This window comes from Streptomyces sp. NPDC001858 (genome assembly GCF_053594615.1).
Genome location: NZ_JBSFEV010000031.1, coordinates 40,792 through 61,539 on the forward strand (window position 1 = coordinate 40,792; position 20,748 = coordinate 61,539).

Here is a 20,748-nt window from a genome sequence, read left to right on the forward strand (position 1 = left end):
CGTGGGCGAAGGGCGCGATGACGGACGACACGGCAGTGAGCGGCACAGCGGCGGCGCGACCGGCGGTGAGCGCCACGTCGGTCGGGGATCCGGTCGACCCGGCGGCCGGCGGCGACGACTTCAAGGGCTGGTGCTGCTGGGCACCGTGCTGGTCCTGCTCCTCCTCGGCGGCGGACCGGCCTCGGCGCACGCGGCCCTCCGCAGCTCCGACCCCGCCGACGGAAGCATCGTCAAGACCGCACCCGACTCCATCACCCTCACCTTCACCGAGTCGGTAGGCCTGCTCGACGACTCCTTCCGCGTCTTCGACCCCGACAACCAGCGGGTGAAGACGGGCAAGGCCGGGCACGCGGACGGCCGCGCCGACACCGCGAGCGTCACCCTCCCCGGCAAGCTCGCCACCGGCACCTTCACCGTCGCCTGGCGGGTCGTGTCGGAGGACAGCCACCCCATCGCCGGCGCCTTCACCTTCTCCGTGGGCGAAGCGTCCGCGACCCCGCCGACGCTGCCCGACACCTCCGTGGAGAACCCCGCCACCAGCGGCCTGTTCAACATCGGCCGCTATGTGGCGTACATCGCCGCGGCCCTGCTCATCGGCACGGCCGTCTTCATCGCCGTCTGCGGACCGCCGGACGTCCGGCCGCTGCGCAGGCTGCTGAAGGCCGGCTGGTGGGCGCTCGCCGGCTCGACGGTGTTCCTGCTGCTGCTCCGCGCCCCCTACGAGACCGGCACCGGCCCGGCCGACGCCCTCGACCCCACGGCGCTGACCCGCACCCTGGGCACCCGCCCGGGCCTCGCCCTGCTGGCGCGCCTCGCGCTGCTGGCGGCGGTCGCGGTCCTCCTCCTGCGGCAGCGGGGGCCGGTCGAGCGGCGGGAGCGGCCGTCCCGCGCGACCCTCCTGACCGGCGCCGCGCTGGCGGTGGGCCTGACCCTGACCTGGGCGTCCGCCGAGCACGCGTCGGCCGGCATCCAGGTGCCGGCGGCGATGACGTCCTCGGTGCTGCATCTGCTCGCGATGGCGGCCTGGCTGGGCGGCCTGGCGGCCCTGCTCACCCTGATGTACCGCGCGTCCCTCCCGTCCCGCGTGGTCCGCCGCTTCTCCCGACTGGCGGGCTGGTCGGTGACCGTCCTGGTGGTGACGGGCGTCTACCAGTCCTGGCGCGGCCTCGGCTCCGCGTCCGCGCTCACGGACACCACATACGGCCGGGTCCTGCTCGCCAAGCTGGCCGCGGTGACGCTGCTGCTGCTTGCGGGCGCGTGGTCCCGGCGGACGGTGACAACGGAAAGGACGGCGAGGAACGTGACGGCTGAGGCGATCGAGAGGCCCGCGACGACCGAGACGGCCGCGAAGGCCGAGACGACCGAGACGGCCGCGGAGCAGGACATGCGCGTCCCGGAGCCGGTGAGCGCGCTGGCGAGCGGTTCGGCGGGCGACTCGGCGGGCGACTCGGTGGGCGCCTCGGTGGGCGGCTCGGCGAGCACTTCGGTCGCCGAGAAGTCTCCCGACAAGTCACCCGAGAAGTCGTCATCGGAGAAGCCGTCATCGGAGAAGCCGTCGGGCGAGCCGTCTTCCGCGCGGCCGACGGCCGGGAAGGCCGCGGCCTCGCCCGCGCTCACCCCCGCCGAGGACGCCCGACGCCGCGCGCTGCGCCGTTCCGTGCTGGTCGAGGTCGTCGTCTCGGTCGTCGTGCTCGTCCTGACGACCGTGCTGACGAGCACCCTGCCCGGCAGGGCGGCGGCCGAGGCGGCGACGGCGGAGGAGTCCGCCGGGCTGCCGGTGGCCTCCGTGACCGACGTCCCCTTCACCATCCCCGCCCCCGGCGGCAGGGCCGGCAGCTACAGCGGCAAGGTGCAGGTCACCCTCGACCCGGGCCGGGTCGGCGACAACAGCCTGCAAGCCGTGGTCTACGGCGCCGACGGCGGTTTCGTCAGCATCCCCGAACTGCGCGTCTCCTTCAGCCTCCCGGCACAGGACGTAGGCCCCCTCGACGCCAAGGTCACCAACCGGGGCGGCTACTTCGCCTCCGACGCGGTCAACCTGCCCATGCCCGGCGAGTGGCAGATGAAGGTGACCGTGCGGGTGACGGACATCGACCAGGTGAGCGTGGAGCGGCCGGTGCGGATCGAGGACTGACGCCGCCTCAGCGTCCTGTCGGCTCGGGAGTGGCGTGGCGCGCCGCCAGCGCGCGCTCCGCCTCCTCCAGCCGGCGTGAGCACCGGGCGTCCGGATCGTAGGCGACGGCCGTGCTCACACAGGTGCAGAACACCTGGGCGTCGAGGGTGACGCGGCTGGTGACCCGGAAGGACGAGCGGCGCACGTCGCCGATGGTGGTCGTGATGGTGACGGGCTCGGGCTGCACGGCGAGCGGCTGCGTGTAGTCGAGCTCGTGGCGGGCGTAGACGAACCGGGGGCGGATCTGCTGCCCGGGAAGGCCCGGGCGCAGATAGAACATGTCGAAGTGGGCGTCCTGGATCATCTCCAGCAGCCGGACGTTGTTCACATGGTTCATGGCGTCCAGGTCGCTCATGCGTACCTGGCGCAGATAGAGGTGCGGTCGGCTCTCCGGCCGGTCATGGGGCGTGCGCCCGGTGCTCGTGCGGCGGATGTCGGTCGCCAGGGCCTGGGTCAAGACGGTCACTCCTCGGATGTGCCGCGGGGGCGGCGGGGCGGCGGGGGCAATGGGGACTGCGGGGCCGGGTCGTGTCCGTGGCGAGCCCTAGAGGGCCTGCTCGATCAGGTCGGCCGCCGCGCCCGCCCCTCCCGCCTGCGCGATCTCGCCGCGCACGGCGGACACGCCCGCGCGGATGTCCCGGTCGGACGACACCCGCAGCACGGCCTCGCGCAGCGCTTCGGGCGTGAGCGTCTCGCGCGGCAGCCGGACACCGAGCCGCAGCCGTTCGATCTGCGCCGCGTTGACCCGCTGCTCGGCCATCTGCGGGACCGCCACCATCGGGACGCCGTAGTGCAGCGCCTCCATCGTGCCGCCCATGCCGGCGTGGGTGACGAACGCGTCCGCGTGGGCGAGCACCGCCAGTTGGGGCACGTGTGCATGCACCTCGACGGTGTCGGGGAGCGGCCCCAGCTCGTCCCGCGCGACCGCGTGGCCGACGGACATCACCACCTGCCAGGGCAGCTCCGCGAAGGCCTGCACACAGGACCGGTAGAACTCCGGCCGCCGGGTGAACTGCGAGCCCAGCGACACCAGCAGGACCGGCAGATCCGGGCGCACGGGCTGCCAGGACCCCTGGTAGGAGCGGTCCCCCAGCACCGGCCCGACATACGCGACGCGCTGTGCCGCGACGGTGTCCGCCCGGCGCTGGAAGGAGCGCGGGAAGAACGCGACGGCGTGCTGCGGCGCCACCAGCTCATGGATCCGCGCGCTGTCGACCCCGTGGTCCGCGAAGGCCGCCACCAGCTCCCCGAAGCCCGGGATCTGCGGCAGCCCGGGCACGTCGAAGAACTCGGGGACGATGCCGTCGTAGGCGAGATGCGTGGGCGACGCCACGACGATCGGCACCTCCCAGCGCGCCGCCAGCAGCAGCCCCGCGAAGGCGTAGACGTCGCACAGCACCAGGTCCGGACGGTCCTTGCCGTACGCCCTGCTCAGGGCGGGCAGCGCGGCCAGCGCCCCCTGGACGACCCGGGCGAACCCCTCGCCCATCTCCTCGGGCGCCTCCGAGTCGTCCCCCGTGTCCGGGTAGAGCACGGGCTCCGCGCCGGCCGCCTTCACCTGGTGCACGAAGGCTTCGGGGACGGCGTAGGTGACCCGGTGACCCCGCCGTACGAGTTCCTCGACGACGCCCAGCGTCGGATTCACGTGCCCGTGCATCGGAACGTTGAACACGGCGATGTGCGCGGGATTGCGCGCGGGGCGGTGGGCGGGGCGGTGGGCGGGGCGGTGCGCGGGACTGTGCGCGGGATTCGGATGAGTACCAGGCACGACACGCAACTCCTGTCCGGCGCGGAGCCGGGGCCGGGGGACTGATGGCGGGGGCGTCCGAGCGTGGACGCGGAGTCCCGATTAAAGGCGCTCCGACACCGTTCGGAACCGTAAACCTGCGGCAGTGTCACCCCATCAGGGAGCCTCTACGGCCGTGCGTTGACACCCGCGGGGGCTCCTGGACGTGACTGCCGGTGCGATCGGCCGTTGGGGGTACAGGACGTCGTCCTCCAGCAGGCCCACGACAGGAGCAGTCTCATGCCCGGATCGCATCTTCCGTTGCTGGAAGAGGGGATGGCCCGCTGGCCGTTCGGCCCGCCCAACGCCGGGATCGCCCTGGACTTCACCGGCGACCCGCCCGCGCTCGAGGAACTGCGGGCCCTGGTGGACGAGCGCTGGAAGGCGCTGCCCAGGCTCACCCAGACCCTCGTCGCCCCCGGCGGCCCCCGCACCGGCCTGGCCTGGTTGGCCGGCCGGCACCGCTGGGCGCACGGCGACGGCCACGACCTCGCGCGACAGGTCGACAGCGCGGACAGCACCCTGCGGGACGCGGTGCGCCACTGGTTCCACACCCCGTTCCCGGCCGACCGCCCGCCCTGGAGCCTGCACCTCCTGCGGGGCGCGACGGAGGGCGAGTTCTCCCTTCTCTTCCGGATGCACCACAGCCTGCTCGACGGCCGCTCCCTGACGACCCTGCTGCGCGCCCTCTTCGACGACGGCCGGCCGCTGGACGGCGCCGCCTCCCTGGCCGTGCCCGGCCCCCGGCGCCGGACGGCCCGCCCCGCCCCGACGGCCGGCGACCCGCCCGGACTGCTCACCGCGGGACGTGCCGTGCCCCTGCCGCACCAGGGCCCCCGGGAGCCCGCCTACACCGTGGTGCCGCTGCGCGCCGATGTCCTGCGGGCCGCGCGGGAAGCCGTCGACGCCCGGACGGCGACCACCAACGAGGTGTTCCTGGCGACGGTCTCCGGAGTCCTGCGCTCCTGCCTCGCGGCCTCCGCCGGTGACCGGGATCCCGACGGGAGGCAGGTGTGGCTGTCGGTGCCGGTCGACGAACGCCCCGAGGACTGCGGCGAGTTCCTCGGCAACGCGTTCGCCAACGTTCGGGTCCCCGCGCCGGTGACCCTGTCCGACCCCGCGGCCCGGCTGACCGCGTGCACCGGACTGCTGACCACCGTCACCCGGCCCCGGAGCACCTCCGAGAAGCTCATCGAGGGCACGCTCGGCGCGGTCCCCGGCGCGACCATGGCGCTGGCCGGCGGAAAGATCTTCGCGCCCGCCTACGCGCCGGCCGCCTGCTCCTACGTCCATCTGCGCGAGCAGGGCCGGACCCTCGCCGGACGACCGCTGCGCCGGCTGACCATCGTCCCCATGGTGCCCCCGGCCGACACGGCCACCTTCGGGCTGGGCGGCTGCGCGCAGGGCCACACGCTGAGCGTCGCCACCAACTCGGGCACCCGAGACGCCGCCTTGCTGGCGGAGACCTTCCTGAACGAACTGACCCTGCTCGCGGAGGGCCCGTAGTAAGCACGCACGCCCGCGCGTGTTGCTACTCCGGTCGCACGCCGTCGGCCAGGCCCTCGGGCTTCCGCATCGCGACAACCGCAGGTCAACCCATGAGCCTTCCCGCACAGGATCGCGAGCTCATGCCGCGTCACTCGGTCATCGCATGCCGTTCACTCTTACCGGCGCATGCACTGTCGGATGCGGATGGCTGCCCTTCGTGGCGGCGAGTCTCCTGCCGTTGACGGAACGATCAGGAGGAGTGTCCATGTCCTTGCTGCCTTCGGCAGACGTCTTCAGATCGGTTGAGCTGAAGGTTTCGCAGTTGCTCAGTGGACAGTTGGTCTGTCCACACGGGCCCGGCGAAAGATGTTCGGTGGGTGAGCACCTCACGCTCTCAGAAGCGAAGGAAGCGGCGGCACGCGATGCCGCTGACATCGCTCTGCGGGATGCCCTGTGGCGGCATGTGGGGCGAGAGGCCCGCAGCGACGTCCCGAATTTGGCTCAGCGCAGCCAGCTGCTCGCTCTGTATTTCGTCACCCCCTACCTGAGGAAGTCGGCCGCGAGAGTGTCGAGGCGGCTCTGCGTCGACGTTGCGGAGGTGAGGTCGGCCATGGTGTTCGGCGCGTTGTACGGGCTGGCTCTGGCCGCCGAAGGTGACGACGTCCGTGACGAGGTCGTCCGAGCCGCCAATGCCGCCAGCTGGGCGGTGGAGCGCGCTGATCCGGCCGAGCGCACGACGGATCCGCACAGGCTTGTCGACCGCGCGAGCCGATGTGACGACGACTACTCGCCCATCCGCAACGAGTCGGACATCCAGGCGGTCGACGAGACGGACCCGTTGTTGTGGGAGCGCATCAGCGGTGAACGTATGGGTGCTGCCTTGCACCGCCTCGGGCTGTTGGGCGAGTTCCTCGCCTCGGGGCAGGTACCCGAGGGTGAGTCCGACGAACTCGACGGACCGCAGAAGGAAACCGAGTGAGCCCAAGCGCAAGGCGGCTGTTGCAGTGGCTGGCCGAGCCCATGCCTCTACGCAAGGTGGCAGATCTCCTCGGAGTCGACGCATCGAGGGCGTCTGGACTGGTGAGGGCGGACCGTTTCCCCTGCCGTGTCACGAAGGTGAAGGGAAAGTACGTCGCCTATCCCGTCGATGTGATGGCGGCCATGGGGATCGATGATCCGATCGTGCGGACCGACGACCTGCTGGCCGGAGCGGAGTTCGCGAGACGATGGGACTGAGCACAACGTCAGAGGGCCGGCGGCCGCTTTGGAACGGGTTGGTGGGGGTGTGATGACTAGCGGCCTCGCCTGAACGTCGGTGAACGGCGGTAAATGAGACGAGCACTGCCCTCCGGCCGGTACGGGTGTTCTCGGGCCAGAGGCCGCGAAGTGCCTCGTACACGTCGCCGGCGGCGCTCCAGCAGGTGACGGCTGCCGTCGTCGCTCAGGCGGCCCACGCCTTCCTGCCTCCGAGTCAAGGAAGGTGGCGGAGGGTGGAGATTTTCCATCCGTACGACAGGGCGAGCACGACGCATCTGGCATCCCGACGGTCGTAGCCTGTCGCCTCCCTGATCTCGGCGATCGCTTCCTGCCGCTTCCCCTGCTGGATCAGCCGCCGTGCCCGATCCTGCGTGAGCCTGGGGACGGCGATCCCAAGGCCGCGGATGACGTCTGCGTCCCAGTACTGACGGCGCGCACGCCGGACTCGTATCCACGTTCCGATCGACCACTTCACTGCTTCCCCCGGGTAGTCCGCACGGTCGCCTCAGAGGCGCGTCCACGCCCCTGGGTCTCGGCTCAGATGTTCGCGAAGATCAGGATCAGGCTCAAGGCCAGCAGGGCAAGTCCTGCCACGGCTATGACGCCGCCCAGCAGCTTGAAGAAGCCTTGAAGACCCACCTTGCTCCGAGGTCGTGGCGCTCATGAGCAGGACGCGCAGCATCGCAGGCGGCCGAACCGGATGCCACCGCATCGGCGAACTGAGACGGAAAGTGAGACGGACAACGACGAAGGGCCCCGCTGCAAGCAGCGGGGCCCTTCGACATCGTGCCCGGTGAGGCACTGGCGGAGGATACGAGATTCGAACTCGTGAGGGGTTGCCCCCAACACGCTTTCCAAGCGTGCGCCCTAGGCCACTAGGCGAATCCTCCGCGGCAAACAATACAAGACGTTGAGGAGTGCTCGCGAACTCGTTCCCCCCGCTCAGATCCTGTACCCTGTGCGAAGCCCCTCACGCGGCGCTATCTGACTGAACTCCCCCAGGGCCGGAAGGCAGCAAGGGTAGGTTGGCTCTGGCGGGTGCGTGGGGGGCGCTTGCATGCCCGGCCGGGTCCGAGCGTGGGGCTCGATGTCAGTGGTCGCCTATAACCTCGTATGCGTGTCGTCTCTCGCGCTGTACCGCCGCTATCGCCCGGAGTCGTTCGCCGAGGTCATCGGGCAGGAGCATGTCACCGACCCGCTGCAGCAGGCGCTGCGCAACAACCGGGTCAATCACGCGTACCTGTTCAGCGGGCCGCGTGGGTGCGGGAAGACCACCAGCGCGCGGATCCTGGCCCGCTGCCTGAACTGCGAGCAAGGGCCCACGCCGACCCCCTGCGGGGAGTGCGAGTCGTGCAAGGACCTGGCCAGGAACGGGCCGGGTTCCATCGACGTCATCGAGATCGACGCCGCGTCGCACGGTGGTGTGGACGACGCCCGTGACCTGCGTGAGAAGGCCTTCTTCGGCCCCGCGCGCAGCCGCTACAAGATCTACATCATCGACGAGGCCCACATGGTCACGTCAGCCGGTTTCAACGCGCTCCTCAAGGTCGTCGAAGAGCCGCCGGAGCATCTGAAGTTCATCTTCGCGACCACGGAGCCCGAGAAGGTCATCGGGACCATCCGGTCGCGGACGCATCACTACCCCTTCCGGCTCGTACCGCCGGGAACGCTGCGGGACTACCTCGGCGAGGTGTGCGGCCAGGAGGGCATTCCCGTCGAGGACGGCGTGCTGCCCCTCGTCGTGCGCTCCGGCGCGGGCTCCGTGCGTGACTCCATGTCCGTCATGGACCAGCTGCTCGCCGGCGCGACCGACGTCGGTGTGACGTACGCCATGGCCACCTCGCTGCTCGGCTACACGGAGAGCTCGCTGCTCGACTCCGTCGTCGAGGCCTTCGCCACCGGTGACGGCGCCGCCGCCTTCGAGGTCGTCGACCGGATCATCGAGGGGGGCAACGACCCGCGCCGCTTCGTCGCCGACCTGCTGGAGCGGCTGCGGGACCTAGTCATCCTCGCCGCCGTGCCGGACGCCGCGGAGAAGGGGCTCATCGACGCCCCGTCGGACGTCATCGAGCGCATGCAGGCCCAGGCCGGCGTCTTCGGCGCCGCCGAGCTGAGCCGCGCCGCCGACCTCGTCAACGAGGGCCTCACCGAGATGCGCGGCGCCACCTCGCCCCGTCTCCAGCTCGAGCTGATCTGCGCGCGCGTGATGCTGCCCGCCGCCTATGGGGACGAACGGTCGGTCATGGCCAGGCTCGACCGCATCGAGCGCGGCGTGAACTTCTCCGCCGGCCCCGGCATGCAGGGGGCCGCGGTTCAGGGGGCACCCGCCATGCCCATGCCGGCGATGGGCTACGTGCCCGGGCCCGAGGCGCACGGCGGTGCCGCCATGGGCGGGGGCGAGCCGGTTCCGCACGGCAGCGGGGCTGCCGCGGCCCGCGCGGCGGTTCGCGGGCAGGGGGGGCAGGGCGGTCAGTCGGTGCAGCCGAGTCAGCCGCATGCCGCGCCTGCTCCGCCGGCTCCTGCTCAGCCACCGGCCGCCGCACCCGCCATGCCCGCCCCACCCGCAGCTCCCGCGCCGCCGGCCCCCGCTCCCGTCGCGGCCCAAGCCGTCCCGCCCGTGGACGAGGGCTCTGCCGCGCCCGCCCCTGGCGCCTGGCCCACCGCCACCGCGGCGGGCAGCGGGCGCCGACCCGGCGGCTGGCCCACAGCGACGCCCGCAGGCGGCGGACGTCCCTCCGAGGCCCCCGCGGCGCCCACCCCCGCCCCGCCCCACACCCCCGCGTCGACCGCACCGCCCGCGTCGACCGCCGCCTACGCGCCCCCCTCCGGCGGCCTCGACCCCCGCATGCTCTGGCCGAACATCCTGGAAGCCGTCAAGAACCGACGCCGCTTCACCTGGATCCTGCTCAGTCAGAACGCCCACGTCGCCGCTTTCGACGGCACGACCCTGCAGATCGGCTTCGTCAACGCTGGCGCCCGCGACAACTTCGCGAGCAGCGGCAGCGAGGAAGTGCTGCGGCAGGCGCTGTCCGAGCAGTTCAGCGTCCAGTGGAAGATCGACGCGATCGTCGATCCGTCCGGTGGCTCCGCGCCCCCGGCGGGCGGCGGCTTCGGCGGCGGAGGCGGCGGCGCGGCCCCCGGCGGCTACGGAAACCCCGGCAACACGGGCGGCTACGGCGGTGGCTACGGCGGCAGTGGCGGGACGACCCCGTCGGCGCCGTCGGCCATGTCCGCGCCCCCGCCCATGTCTACGCCGCCGCCCACGGCACCGGCCACCCCCACGCCCCCAGCGCAGCACGCACCCCAGTCGACCTCGGCTCCCGCCCCGCCCCGTCCCCCGGCCCCGGAACCGGTGGCCCCCGAAGACGACACCCCTGAGGACGACGACCCCGACCTCAACGAGTCGGCCCTCTCCGGCTACGAACTGATCGTCCGCGAGCTGGGCGCGACCGTGGTCGAGGAGTTCACCAACGAGTAGCCCCTGCCCCGGCCCGGCCTCAGTCCGTCCCCGCCCCGGCCCCAGTCCGTCCCCACCTCCGCCCCCGCCCGTCAGCGGGCTGGTTTGGAGGAACGTACGACGTCGTCACCCCTCCGCCCTCGGAAGCCCGCACAAAACACCGCGGCCGCAGCCGGTTAGGCTGACCCCCGTGAACGTCCTCGTCATCGGCAGCGGCGCCCGCGAACACGCCCTGTGCCGCTCACTGTCCCTCGACCCCGCCGTCACCGCGCTGCACTGCGCGCCCGGCAACGCCGGCATCGCCGAGGTCGCCGAGCTGCACCAGGTCGACGCCCTGGACGGCAAGGCCGTATCCGCGCTGGCCGTCGAGCTCGGCGCCGAGCTGGTCGTCGTCGGCCCGGAGGCGCCCCTGGTCGCCGGGGTTGCCGACGCCGTGCGCGAGGCGGGCATCCCGGTCTTCGGCCCCTCGAAGGAGGCCGCGGAGCTGGAAGGCTCCAAGGCGTTCGCCAAGGACGTGATGGCCGCGGCCGGCGTGCCGACCGCCCGCTCATACGTCTGCACCACCCCCGAGGAGGTCGCCGAGGCCCTCGACGCCTTCGGCGCGCCGTACGTCGTCAAGGACGACGGTCTGGCCGCCGGCAAGGGCGTCGTCGTCACCGACGACCTGGCCGCCGCCGCGGCGCACGCGGCCGGCTGCGAGCGCGTCGTCATCGAGGAGTTCCTCGACGGCCCGGAGGTCTCCCTCTTCGCGATCACCGACGGCGAGACCGTCGTCCCGCTCCAGCCCGCGCAGGACTTCAAGCGCGCGCTCGACGGCGACGAGGGCCCGAACACGGGCGGCATGGGCGCGTACTCGCCGCTGCCCTGGGCCGACCCGGAGCTGGTGCAGGAGGTCCTGGAGACAGTTCTCCAGCCGACCGTCGACGAGATGCACCGCCGCGGCACCCCGTTCTCCGGTCTGCTCTACGCCGGCCTCGCGATCACCCGCCGCGGCATCCGGGTCATCGAGTTCAACGCCCGCTTCGGCGACCCCGAGACGCAGGTCGTCCTGGCCCGGCTGCAGACCCCGCTGGCGGGCGTCCTGATGGCCGCCGCCACCGGCGAGCTCGCCGACCTGCCGGCCCTGCGCTGGAAGGACGACGCGGCCGTCACCGTCGTCATCGCCTCGCACAACTACCCCGAGACCCCGCGCACCGGCGACCCGATCACCGGCCTCGCCGAGGTGGCCGCCGAGGACGCCCCGCACGCGTACGTCCTGCACGCCGGGACGAAGTACGACGGCGACGGCAGCGGCACGGTCGTCAGCGCCGGCGGCCGCGTGCTGTCCGTCACTGCGACCGGCGCGGACCTCACCGAGGCCCGCGAGCGCGCGTACAAGGCCGTCGCGCGCATCGGTCTGGACGGCTCCCAGCACCGGACGGACATCGCCGCGAAGGCGGCGGCCGAGGCGTAGGCACCTCGCCCACCAGGTATCTCCCAGGTTTTTCCCAGGCCCCGGGCCGCCATGGAACTCCTCATCGAGGACCCATGGAACCCGGGGCCTGATCGTTGCCCAACGTCATACACCTTTCCCCAAGGCCATTCCATCGAGTGAGCGCTGAGCTATCCGGCTGACGGGGGCCGGAGCGCCAACTAGGGTGCGGCGCAAGCCATCCGGTACTCGTTCCGGCACTTGGCCCACCGGCATTGCGATGTCAGTGGCGGGTGCCACAGTGGGGGAGTGACAACTGCGAAGACAGCCGGGGGAAACAGGACTGCAGGGAGGGGGTGAGGTCCGGTCGTGACCGGTATGGGTGTGGAGGTGGGCGCGCAGGCCGCGCGGGCCCGGGCGCTGGCGGTGCTGCGCATCCGCAGCCGGGCGCTCGCCGTCGCGCTGCTGCCCGCGGCCGCCGCCGTGATCCTGCTCGCGGGCGGTTCCACCGGCCAGTTCGTGGGCCCGGGTTGGGACGCGGCGCGCTGGACCGTGTCCGTCGTCGCGATCGTCGTGCTGCTCGCCGCGGGCGTGATCGCCCTGGTCGTCGCCCGCGCGCGCCCGGCCGTCAGCCCCACGGTCGCCGTCGCCGAGGAGGCGGCCCCCGATCTGTACCGCCTGGTCCGTGACCTCGCCGACCGGCTCGACGTCCCCGTGCCCTCCGCGATAGCGCTCACCCCGGACTGCGACAGCTGGCTGGAGGACCGCACCCACCCGGCCCACGGCCCGCCCCCGCCCCGCGACGCGGACGAGATAGCCGGCGCGGGCGGCTCCAACGGCGCTCACCACCGCCGTGCGACAGCGGCGCCCGTGCTCGTCATAGGCTCCCCGTTCCTGTGGTGGATGCGGGTCGGCGAACTGCGCGCCGTCCTCGCCCCGGTGGTCGCCGGTACGGGCCCCTCGGCGCACCCGGACATAGCCGCGGCCCGGCGCTTCGTGCGCGGGCTGGACGCGGCGGTGGCCGGCTGTGCCGACCGAGGCAGCCGGTATCCCGTTCTGCGGCCGTTCTGCTCGGGCATCGGCTGGGTCGCCCGGCTGATGCTGCGCGGCTGCCAGGTGCACGCCGGCGAGATGGAGCGGGGCGTGGCCGCCGCGGCCGCCGAGCGCGCACAGGCTGTGGACTACGGACTGCGGATCGTCGCGCAGGAACAGGTGGGCCTGGCGTACGCGGGCTGGGACCGGCTGCTCACCCGGGTCGCGCTGCCCGCCTGGCGGATGGGCCGCTGGCCCTCCCGGCTGGACGCGGGAGTCGTCGCCGCCCTGACCGAGCTGTCCCGGCGCGACCGGCTGGCCGAGGGCTTCGCCTCCCGGCTCGGCGAGCGCCCCGCCTGTGACCTGCTCGAAGAGCCCGGCGCCGTCGACGAGGCCGCCTCGCTGCTCGCCGCCCGCCTCTTCCACGGCGGCCCGGCGGAACCCGGCCCGGACTGGTCGCCGGTGGCCTGGGAGGACTACCCGGACGAGGTCGTGGACCGCAAGTGGCGCACCGACGCGGCCCGCCTCCACCGAGTCCTGGACGCCCTCGGCGTCCGCCGCACCCCCGACCCCACAGACCACCTCGGTCCCACAGACCACCTCGGTCCCACGGGCAGCCTCCGCCCCACAAGCCACCTCGACCTCACGAGCTCCGCCCACCCCGCGAGCATCGCCCACCCCGGGGGCCCCACCCTGGCCCGAGTCCTGGACCACCTCGCGGACCGTCCCGACGCCGGAGAAGAGGGCCACGGCGCGGAGGGCCCCCACGCCGACACGCCTTACCCAACGGACACGCCCTACCCGACGGACACGGCCGCCCCGCGACCCGCACCCCCCACAGCCGACTCGGACTCGCACTCTGGCTCGGACTCGGGCTCGGGCTCGGACTCGGACTCGGATCCCAGCCTCACACCCACCCTCACGCCCAGCCCCACCCCCGAAGCCCTCGACGCCGACGACTTCCTGCCCCCCAACCCCCGCAGCGCCGCCCTCGCCGCACGGCTCGGTTTCGAGGTCGGCCGGGAGGAGGCGGCGGCCGCGCCCACGGCTCCCGTCGGTCCCCCGGCTCCCGGTCAAGGCCCCGACACGGCGCTCTGGGACGCCGACGCGCTCCCCCTTTTCCCCCTCCAGCCCCCGCGCACCGACCGCGAACTCCTCGCCGATCACGTCACGGCGATGGTCTGCTGCGCCGCGATGGACACGGTCGGCGCGACCCCGGGCCTCGACTGGCTCGACGGCCCGACGCTCATGGTCGACGGCGTGCGCGTCGCCGATCTGACCCCCCGGATCCTCAGCCTCGTCGAGGACGGCGACGCGGTCCCGCTGCGCACCTGGCTCGTGGAGCTGGGCATACGTCCGGAGAAGCCGGTACGGCTCGGCTGACCGCGGCGAAGCCGAAGCACCGTCCCCGCAATGCCTGACCGGAGCCCGACCCGGAGCCCGACCGGAGCACCTCCTTCCACTTTCGGCCAATTCGCAACGAATAGTGACTGTCTGCGCGCGTTATGTGATGTGCTGGGACCGATAGAGCCCATGGCAAGGGCTCGCGACATAAGACAAAACGCGAGACACGCGAGAGACGCGAGACACACGCGAGGCACGCGGGGCGAACGCCGCACACGCGGGACGAACACCGGACACGCGGGACCAACGCGCACGGCGGTCACGTACGCACGAACCACCACGGGGGCACGAGGGAGGGGAGAACCATGGCACCCGGACCAGGACCAGGACCCGAGCGCATCCGCCGATGGGAGTCGGGAGCGCTGGCCCACGCCGTGACCGATCCCTTCGGACAGGGCCCCCTCCCCTGGCTGCGCGGCAGCGAGACGTACTTCGACGACACCGGCCAGGTCGTCCCCTGGTACGTGGACCCGGCCCCCGCCTCCGCCCCCGCGCAGAGCGCCCCCCGCGGCCCCCGCGCCCCCCGCCTCCCCGCCCCCCGCACCGCCCCCGGAGCCGGGGCCGGCGCTCCCCGCTCCGCTGACGACGTCCGCCGTCAGATCAAGGGCTTCGTCTCCACCGGCGCGGTCGCCCCCGGCGACGCCGTCGACTTCCACATCACCGTCGACCCGCCCCAGGAATTCAGCGTCGACATCTACCGCATCGGCCACTACGACGGCGACGGCGCCGCCAAGATCACCACCAGCCCGCGTCTCTCCGGCATCGTCCAGCCCCCGCCCCTGACCGCCGACCGCACGGTCTCCTGTCACCACTGGTGGCTCTCCTGGCGCCTCCAGGTCCCGTCGTACTGGAACGTCGGCGCGTACGTCGCCGTCCTCACCACCGCCGACGGCTACCGCTCCCACGTGCCCTTCACGGTCCGCGACCACCACCCCGCCGACCTGCTCCTGGTCCTCCCCGACATCACCTGGCAGGCCTACAACCTCTACCCCGAGGACGGTCGCACCGGCGCCAGCCTCTACCACGCGTGGGACGACAGCGGCCGTCTCCTCGGCGAGGCCGACGCGGCGACGACGGTCTCCTTCGACCGCCCGTACGCCGGCGCCGGCCTCCCCCTCCACGTCGGCCACGCCTACGACTTCATCCGCTGGGCCGAGCGCTACGGCTACGACCTCGCCTACGCCGACGCCCGCGACCTGCACACCGGTCACATCGACCCCACCCGTTACCGAGGCCTGGTCTTCCCCGGCCATGACGAGTACTGGTCGGCGAACATGCGCCGCACCGTGGAACTCGCCCGCGACGGGGGCACGTCGCTCGTGTTCCTGTCCGCCAACTCCCTCTACTGGCAGGTGGAGTTGGGGCCGTCCCCGTTCGGCGTGCCCGGCCGGCTGCTCACCTGCCGTAAACGCAGGGGCCCCGGCAAACCCGTCCTGTGGCGGGAGATCGACCGCGCCGAGCAGCAGTTGATCGGCATCCAGTACGCGGGCCGGGTGCCCGAGCCGCACCCGCTGATCGTCCGCAACGCCGAGCACTGGCTGTGGGAGGCGACCGGAGCGGGCGAGGGCGACGACATCGAGGACCTGGTCGCGGGCGAGGCCGACCGCTACTTCCCGCGCACCCCGCTGCCGCCCCATGAGAACCGCATCCTCCTCGCCCACTCCCCGTACACCGACGGCGACAGCGTCCTGCGGCACCAGGAGACCTCTCTCTACCGCGCCCCCTCCGGCGCCCTGGTCTTCGCCTCCGGCACCTTCGCCTGGTCCCCGGCCCTGGACCGGCCCGGCCACGTCGACCCCCGCGTCCAACGCGCCACGGCCAACCTCCTGGACCGCATCTGCAAACGCGACTGACCCGCTGCCGCGAGCCGCGTAGTCATACGGGACAATCGAGTCGTTGGTCAGAACCACGGGGAGGAACCGTGTCCGGATTCGTAGAAAAGCCCGAGCCCCTTCAGGTGCCGGGCCTGGTGCATCTGCACACCGGCAAGGTGCGCGAGCTGTACCAGAACGAGGCGGGCGACCTCGTGATGGTCGCCAGCGACCGCACCTCTGCCTTCGACTGGGTGCTGCCGACCGAGATCCCCGACAAGGGCCGCGTCCTCACCCAGCTCTCCCTGTGGTGGTTCGACCAGCTCGCCGACCTGGTCCCGCACCACGTCCTCAGCACGGAACTGCCCGCCGGCGCCCCCGCCGACTGGGCCGGCCGCACCCTGACCTGCAAGTCGCTGCAGATGGTCCCCGTCGAGTGCGTGGCCCGCGGCTACCTCACCGGCTCGGGCCTGCTCGAGTACCGGGAGTCCCGCACGGTCTGCGGCCTCGCCCTGCCCGAGGGCCTGGTCGACGGCAGCGAGCTGCCCGCCCCGATCTTCACCCCGGCCACCAAGGCCGCCGTCGGCGAGCACGACGAGAACGTCTCCTACGAGGAGGTCGCCCGTCAGGTCGGCGCCGACACCGCGGCCCAGCTCCGGCAGGCGACCCTCGCCGTCTACGGCCGGGCCCGCGACATCGCCCGTGACCGGGGCATCATCCTCGCCGACACCAAGTTCGAGTTCGGCTTCGACGGGGACACGCTGGTCATCGCCGATGAGGTCCTCACCCCGGACTCCTCCCGCTTCTGGCCGGCCGACCAGTGGCAGCCCGGCCGCGCGCAGCCCTCGTACGACAAGCAGTTCGTGCGCGACTGGCTGACCTCGGCCGAGTCCGGCTGGGACCGCGCGAGCGAGCAGCCCCCGCCGCCCCTGCCCCAGCACATCGTGGACGCGACCCGCGCCAAGTACGTCGAGGCCTACGAGCGCCTGACGGGCACCAGCTGGGCGTGACGCCCGACACACAACGCGAAAGGCCCCCGGAGAACCGGGGGCCTTTCGCGATACCGAGCGGACGACCAGGTTCGAACTGGCGACCTCAACCTTGGCAAGGTTGCGCTCTACCAACTGAGCTACGTCCGCATCGCGCCGTGGTCACCGTGGTGCCGTGGCGCGAGAGCAACTATACCCAACCTCGCTCCCGGGCGAGCCGCACCGCCGCGTGCCGGTTCTCCGCCCCGAGCTTGGAGACGGCCGACGACAGATAGTTCCGCACGGTCCCCTGCGACAGCGCGGCCCGCTCGGCGATCTCCGCGACGGGCGCTCCGTCGGCGGCGAGTTCGAGGACCTCCGCCTCACGCGAGGTCAGCGGGGAGTCCCCGGCGGCGATCGCGTCGGCGGCCAACTCCGGGTCGACGTAACGGTTCCCGGCGTGCACCGTGCGGATGATCTCCGCGAGCCGCTGAGCGCTGACCGTCTTCGGGACGAACCCGCGCACACCCGCCGCAAGCGCCCGCTTGAGATGCCCCGGCCGGCCATGACTGGTCACGATCATGGCCTGGCAGCCGGGCAGTTCGGCCCGTAGGGATGTGGCGACCTTCACACCGTCCGCGCCCGGCATCTGAAGATCCAGGACGGCCACATCGGGCCGGTGCGCCCGCGCCATGGCCAGCGCCTCCGGTCCGGTGGCCGCCTCGGCGACGATCACCAGGTCGTCCTCCAGGGAGAGCAGCGCGGCCAGCGCGCCCCGGATGAGGTGCTCGTCGTCGGCGAGCAGCACCCGCACCGGCGCCGTCATGAAGTGACCTCGCTCACAACAGCCTGGGTGGGCACGGAAGTCCGCGGATTCTGTGGAGCCGCGGAAGCCGCAGGAGCTGGGGAAGTCAGGGGCACCTCGGCCACCACCCGGAACACGCCCGCGCCGACGAACCCGGCCTCCAGCGTCCCCTCGACCGCCTGCAGCCGCTCCCGCAGCCCGACCAGCCCCGACCCGCCCCCGGAACCGTCCCCGGAGTCGAGGCTCTCCTCGGCCCCGTCGTTCTCCACCGTCAGCACCGCACGTCCCTCCGTCACCCGCAGGGCCACCGAGCACCGGCCGGCGTCCCCGTGCCGCAGCACATTGGTGGTCGTCTCCCGCACCACCCAGCCGAGCGCCGACTGCACCTCGGCGGGCAGCCCTTCGGTCTCGCCGTGCACCTCGCACGCGATCCCCGCCGCCGTCAACACGCCTTGCGCACCCGCGAGTTCGACCCCGAGGTCGGCCTCCCGATAGCCCCGCACGACCGCGCGCACCTCCCGCTGCGACTCCTGGGCTATCCGCTGGACCTCGATCATCTGCTCCACGGCCTCCGGTCGCCCGCGCCGGGCCAGTTGCACGGCCAGCTCGCTCTTCAGGGCGATCACCGCCAGATTCCTCCCCATCACATCGTGCAGATCCCGCCCGAACCGCAGCCGCTCCTCCGCGACGGCGAGCCGGGCCCGGGTCTCGCGGGCCTCGTCGAGCGCGTAGACGGCGTCGAGCAGCCAGAGGGAGAAGGCGGCCGTGAAGGCGAGGAACGAGCAGCCGACGAGTACGCCCCCCATGGTGATCAGGACATCGGCGGGGTGCCCGCCCAGCGCCAACGCGAGCCCTCCCGCGCCGAAGGCGAAGCCGCCCACGATGGCGTAGACGCGGCGCCGATCCCGCACCCCGAGCACGATGACCCCCGCACCGACGATCAGGACGACCCCGAAGAGCCCGCCCACGGCGGTGTCCACGTCGTCGCCTTTCGGACCGTGCTTGGCGATCACCATCGCCGCGACGACGATCACGGCGGTGACCGAGGCGAGCGTCCACAGCAGTCGCACCGGCTGCGGGCGCCGCCCGCGGGTCCAGTCGACCGCCCGGGACACCGTCAGCATGCAGACCCCGCCGTGCAGGGCTACCGCGGTGAGCAGCCCCGCACTCAGCAGCCCCGGCCCGAACATGCCGAGGGCCGGCAGGCCGATGCCCAGGACCTCGGTCAGCCAGAAGAAGTGGAACGACCATCGCGTGTACGTCTCGAACTTCGCCGGTGTGCTCTTCTGCCGCCACCAGCCCGCTGGCCCTCGCATCCCCCGTAGCCCCCCGTCCTCAGCGCCGCGGCTCCCACCGGAACCACCGCCGTACAGCAAACACCGCCAGCACGGTCCAGGCCAGTGCGGTCGCCAGGGCGCCCAGGGCCTCGTACACCGACAGATCGCCGGTCCAGCCGCCGCGTATCAGGATGATCACCGGGGACAGCGGCAGCAGTTCGAAGACCGAGGCGAGCCGGTCGGGCAGCAGTTCCAGGGGGACCGTGATCCCGGAGCCGAGCATCGACACGAGCACCAGCGGCATGGTGGTGACCTGCGCGCTCTCCACGGTCCGGGTCACCGCCGCCGTGACCGCCGCGAGCGTCGCACACATCGCCAGGCCCAACAGCAGCCCCAGAACGGCGAGATGCGCGGCCTCGGGCGCCGGTATGTCGAGCAGGACAGTCGAGCCGGCCACCAGCACCAGGGACTGCACCAGCCCGGTGACGAGGACCGGCAGCGCGGCCCCGCCGAGGATCTCCGCGTCCCGCAGCTCGCCGGTGCGCAACCGCTTCAGCACCAGCTCCTCGCGCCGGGCGGTGTAGATGGCGGCCAGCGCCGAGTACACCCCGAACAGCAGCGAGAAGCCGATGGCGGCGGGCAGCAGCACCAGGCCGACGCTGAGCCCGGCGTCCTCCACCTCCATGTCCTCGACCACCGTGATCAGGCTGACCGGCAGCACGAGCGGCACCAGCACGGCCGTGATGAGCGTGCTCTTGCTGCGTCCGAGCAGGGTCAGCTCGGCACGCGCGAGGGCGGCCATCCGGCTCATCGGCGTGGTGACCGCGCGCATGGCCGCCCGGCCGGTCGAGTTCTTCACCGTCGCCCCGCTCATGCCGCGACCTCCTCGGCCGTGTCGTCTCCGGCTGTGTCGTCTCCGGTCGTGTCGCCTCCGACCGTGCTGCCGTGGTCCCTGTTCGACGCCTGCCGGGCGATTCCCAGGAACGCCTCCTCCAGCGAGGCCGACCGCACGTCCAGCCTGCGCAGCTCGACCCCGGCCCGCTCCGCCCACACCAGCAGCCCCGTTGCCGCCCGCTGCAACTCCCGGGTGCGCAGCCGTACGACGCGCCCCTCGACCTCGTGGTCGCACACGCCCAGTTCGCCCAGCGGCGGCAGGTCGCCCACGAAGTACCCCTCGGGCAGCTCGAAGGCGATTCGGGACGGCTGGGTGCCGGTGACCTCGCCGGGCGTCCCGGCGGCCGCTATACGGCCCTCGTGCAGGATGGCCAGCCGGTCGGCGAGGTGCTCCGCCTCCTCCAGGTAGTGCGTGGTCAGCAGCACCGTCGTACCGGCGTCGCGCAGGGCGCGCACCAGGTCCCAGGTGTCCCGGCGGCCCTCCGCGTCCAGGCCGGTCGTCGGCTCGTCCAGAAACAGCACCTCGGGTTCGCCGAGCACCGCGAGCGCGAGGTCGAGGCGGCGCCGCTCGCCCCCGGAGAGCTGTTTGACCCGGACGCGGGCGCGCCCGGCGAGCCCGACCAGCGCCAGCGCCTCCTCGACGGGGCGGGCGCCGCTCACACAGCCCGCCCACATCCGCGCGGTCTCGGCGACGGTCAGCTCGGAGGGGAACCCGCCCTCCTGGAGCATCACGCCGGTGCGCGGCCGCACGGCGGCCCGCTCGGCGTACGGGTCGTGGCCGAGGACGTCTATGCGCCCGCCGTCCGGCCGTGCGAGCCCCTCCAGCAATTCGACCGTCGATGTCTTGCCGGCTCCGTTGGTGCCGAGCAGCGCGAAGATCTCGCCGCGGTCGACGTGGAAGGAGATCCCACGGACCGCTTCGAACCCGCCCCCGTACACACGCCGGAGGTCGGTGACCTCAATCACGTGTTCATTCGTGTCCATG

The 20,748-nt window shown here is 72.6% G+C and carries 14 protein-coding genes, 2 tRNA genes and 1 other RNA gene; 9 read left to right on the plus strand and 8 right to left on the minus strand.

Annotated elements, in window-relative coordinates; all coding sequences use genetic code 11:
• The first annotated feature begins 130 nt into the window (after nt 1-130).
• Entirely contained in the window at nt 131-2,134 is a 2,004-nt protein-coding gene (locus ACWCPF_RS33145; RefSeq protein ID WP_451048846.1) for a copper resistance CopC/CopD family protein, read from the plus strand.
• A 7-nt stretch (nt 2,135-2,141) separates the two neighbouring features.
• On the opposite strand, the gene ACWCPF_RS33150 is transcribed toward ACWCPF_RS33145, so the two are convergent.
• Nucleotides 2,142-2,630 carry an acyl-CoA thioesterase gene (locus ACWCPF_RS33150; RefSeq protein ID WP_451048800.1) on the minus strand — a complete coding sequence of 163 codons (489 nt, stop codon included), beginning with the start codon at nt 2,628-2,630 and terminating at the stop codon, nt 2,142-2,144.
• Nucleotides 2,631-2,717: 87 nt separating this feature from the next.
• Nucleotides 2,718-3,941 carry a macrolide family glycosyltransferase gene (locus ACWCPF_RS33155; RefSeq protein WP_451048801.1) on the minus strand — a complete coding sequence of 408 codons (1,224 nt, stop codon included), beginning with the start codon at nt 3,939-3,941 and terminating at the stop codon, nt 2,718-2,720.
• Nucleotides 3,942-4,199: 258 nt separating this feature from the next.
• Here ACWCPF_RS33155 and ACWCPF_RS33160 point away from each other — a divergent pair, with 258 nt between their 5' ends.
• Together ACWCPF_RS33160 and ACWCPF_RS33165 are read left to right on the plus strand one after the other, a co-directional pair.
• Nucleotides 4,200-5,465, plus strand: coding sequence for a wax ester/triacylglycerol synthase domain-containing protein (locus tag ACWCPF_RS33160; RefSeq protein ID WP_451048802.1), 1,266 nt, complete (start codon nt 4,200-4,202; stop codon nt 5,463-5,465).
• Nucleotides 5,466-5,712: 247 nt separating this feature from the next.
• Entirely contained in the window at nt 5,713-6,426 is a 714-nt protein-coding gene (locus ACWCPF_RS33165) for a hypothetical protein (protein WP_451048803.1), read from the plus strand.
• Between the two features lie 1,080 nt (nt 6,427-7,506).
• Here the strand turns inward: ACWCPF_RS33165 and ACWCPF_RS33170 are convergent.
• Nucleotides 7,507-7,594: transfer RNA gene (locus ACWCPF_RS33170), tRNA-Ser, on the minus strand.
• Between the two features lie 71 nt (nt 7,595-7,665).
• On the opposite strand from ACWCPF_RS33170, the gene ffs reads away from it, so the two are divergent.
• From ffs to ACWCPF_RS33200, 6 genes are all read left to right on the plus strand, one after another.
• Nucleotides 7,666-7,764: signal recognition particle sRNA small type (gene ffs, locus ACWCPF_RS33175), an RNA gene on the plus strand.
• A 57-nt stretch (nt 7,765-7,821) separates the two neighbouring features.
• Complete coding sequence (locus ACWCPF_RS33180; RefSeq protein WP_451048804.1) at nt 7,822-10,182, plus strand: DNA polymerase III subunit gamma and tau; 2,361 nt, start codon at nt 7,822-7,824, stop codon at nt 10,180-10,182.
• A 169-nt stretch (nt 10,183-10,351) separates the two neighbouring features.
• Entirely contained in the window at nt 10,352-11,614 is a 1,263-nt protein-coding gene (gene purD, locus ACWCPF_RS33185) for a phosphoribosylamine--glycine ligase (protein WP_451048805.1), read from the plus strand.
• A gap of 336 nt (nt 11,615-11,950) precedes the next feature.
• Nucleotides 11,951-13,987: a hypothetical protein gene (locus ACWCPF_RS33190; RefSeq protein WP_451048847.1), complete on the plus strand. Its 2,037-nt coding sequence runs from the start codon at nt 11,951-11,953 to the stop codon at nt 13,985-13,987.
• Nucleotides 13,988-14,313: 326 nt separating this feature from the next.
• Nucleotides 14,314-15,861: a N,N-dimethylformamidase beta subunit family domain-containing protein gene (locus ACWCPF_RS33195; RefSeq protein WP_451048806.1), complete on the plus strand. Its 1,548-nt coding sequence runs from the start codon at nt 14,314-14,316 to the stop codon at nt 15,859-15,861.
• 68 nt (nt 15,862-15,929) lie between these two features.
• Complete coding sequence (locus ACWCPF_RS33200) at nt 15,930-16,829, plus strand: phosphoribosylaminoimidazolesuccinocarboxamide synthase (protein WP_451048807.1); 900 nt, start codon at nt 15,930-15,932, stop codon at nt 16,827-16,829.
• Between the two features lie 56 nt (nt 16,830-16,885).
• Here ACWCPF_RS33200 and ACWCPF_RS33205 read toward each other — a convergent pair.
• From ACWCPF_RS33205 to ACWCPF_RS33225, 5 genes are all read right to left on the minus strand, one after another.
• A tRNA-Gly gene (locus ACWCPF_RS33205) sits at nt 16,886-16,958 on the minus strand.
• A 40-nt stretch (nt 16,959-16,998) separates the two neighbouring features.
• Nucleotides 16,999-17,613, minus strand: coding sequence for a response regulator (locus ACWCPF_RS33210; RefSeq protein ID WP_451048808.1), 615 nt, complete (start codon nt 17,611-17,613; stop codon nt 16,999-17,001).
• Nucleotides 17,610-18,908 (minus strand): sensor histidine kinase, encoded by a 1,299-nt coding sequence (locus ACWCPF_RS33215; RefSeq protein ID WP_451048809.1) that lies wholly within the window; start codon nt 18,906-18,908, stop codon nt 17,610-17,612. Before ACWCPF_RS33215 ends, ACWCPF_RS33210 begins: the two co-directional genes overlap by 4 nt.
• A 19-nt stretch (nt 18,909-18,927) precedes the next feature.
• Complete coding sequence (locus ACWCPF_RS33220) at nt 18,928-19,743, minus strand: ABC transporter permease (protein WP_451048810.1); 816 nt, start codon at nt 19,741-19,743, stop codon at nt 18,928-18,930.
• A complete protein-coding gene (locus ACWCPF_RS33225) occupies nt 19,740-20,747 on the minus strand; it encodes an ABC transporter ATP-binding protein (protein ID WP_451048811.1) in 1,008 nt (335 codons plus the stop codon). Before ACWCPF_RS33225 ends, ACWCPF_RS33220 begins: the two co-directional genes overlap by 4 nt.
• Between the last annotated feature and the right edge of the window lies 1 nt (nt 20,748).

Excerpts from the sequence above, each read along its gene's own strand:
- ACWCPF_RS33160 (WP_451048802.1), top strand. The coding sequence starts at position 4,200 with ATGCCCGGATCGCATCTTCCGTTGCTGGAAGAGGGGATGGCCCGCTGG.
- ACWCPF_RS33165 (WP_451048803.1), top strand. The coding sequence starts at position 5,713 with ATGTCCTTGCTGCCTTCGGCAGACGTCTTCAGATCGGTTGAGCTGAAG.
- ACWCPF_RS33190 (WP_451048847.1), top strand. The coding sequence starts at position 11,951 with ATGGGTGTGGAGGTGGGCGCGCAGGCCGCGCGGGCCCGGGCGCTGGCG.
- ACWCPF_RS33195 (WP_451048806.1), top strand. The coding sequence starts at position 14,314 with ATGGCACCCGGACCAGGACCAGGACCCGAGCGCATCCGCCGATGGGAG.
- ACWCPF_RS33210 (WP_451048808.1), bottom strand. The coding sequence starts at position 17,613 with ATGACGGCGCCGGTGCGGGTGCTGCTCGCCGACGACGAGCACCTCATC.
- ACWCPF_RS33215 (WP_451048809.1), bottom strand. The coding sequence starts at position 18,908 with ATGCGAGGGCCAGCGGGCTGGTGGCGGCAGAAGAGCACACCGGCGAAG.
- ACWCPF_RS33220 (WP_451048810.1), bottom strand. The coding sequence starts at position 19,743 with ATGAGCGGGGCGACGGTGAAGAACTCGACCGGCCGGGCGGCCATGCGC.
- ACWCPF_RS33225 (WP_451048811.1), bottom strand. The coding sequence starts at position 20,747 with ATGGACACGAATGAACACGTGATTGAGGTCACCGACCTCCGGCGTGTG.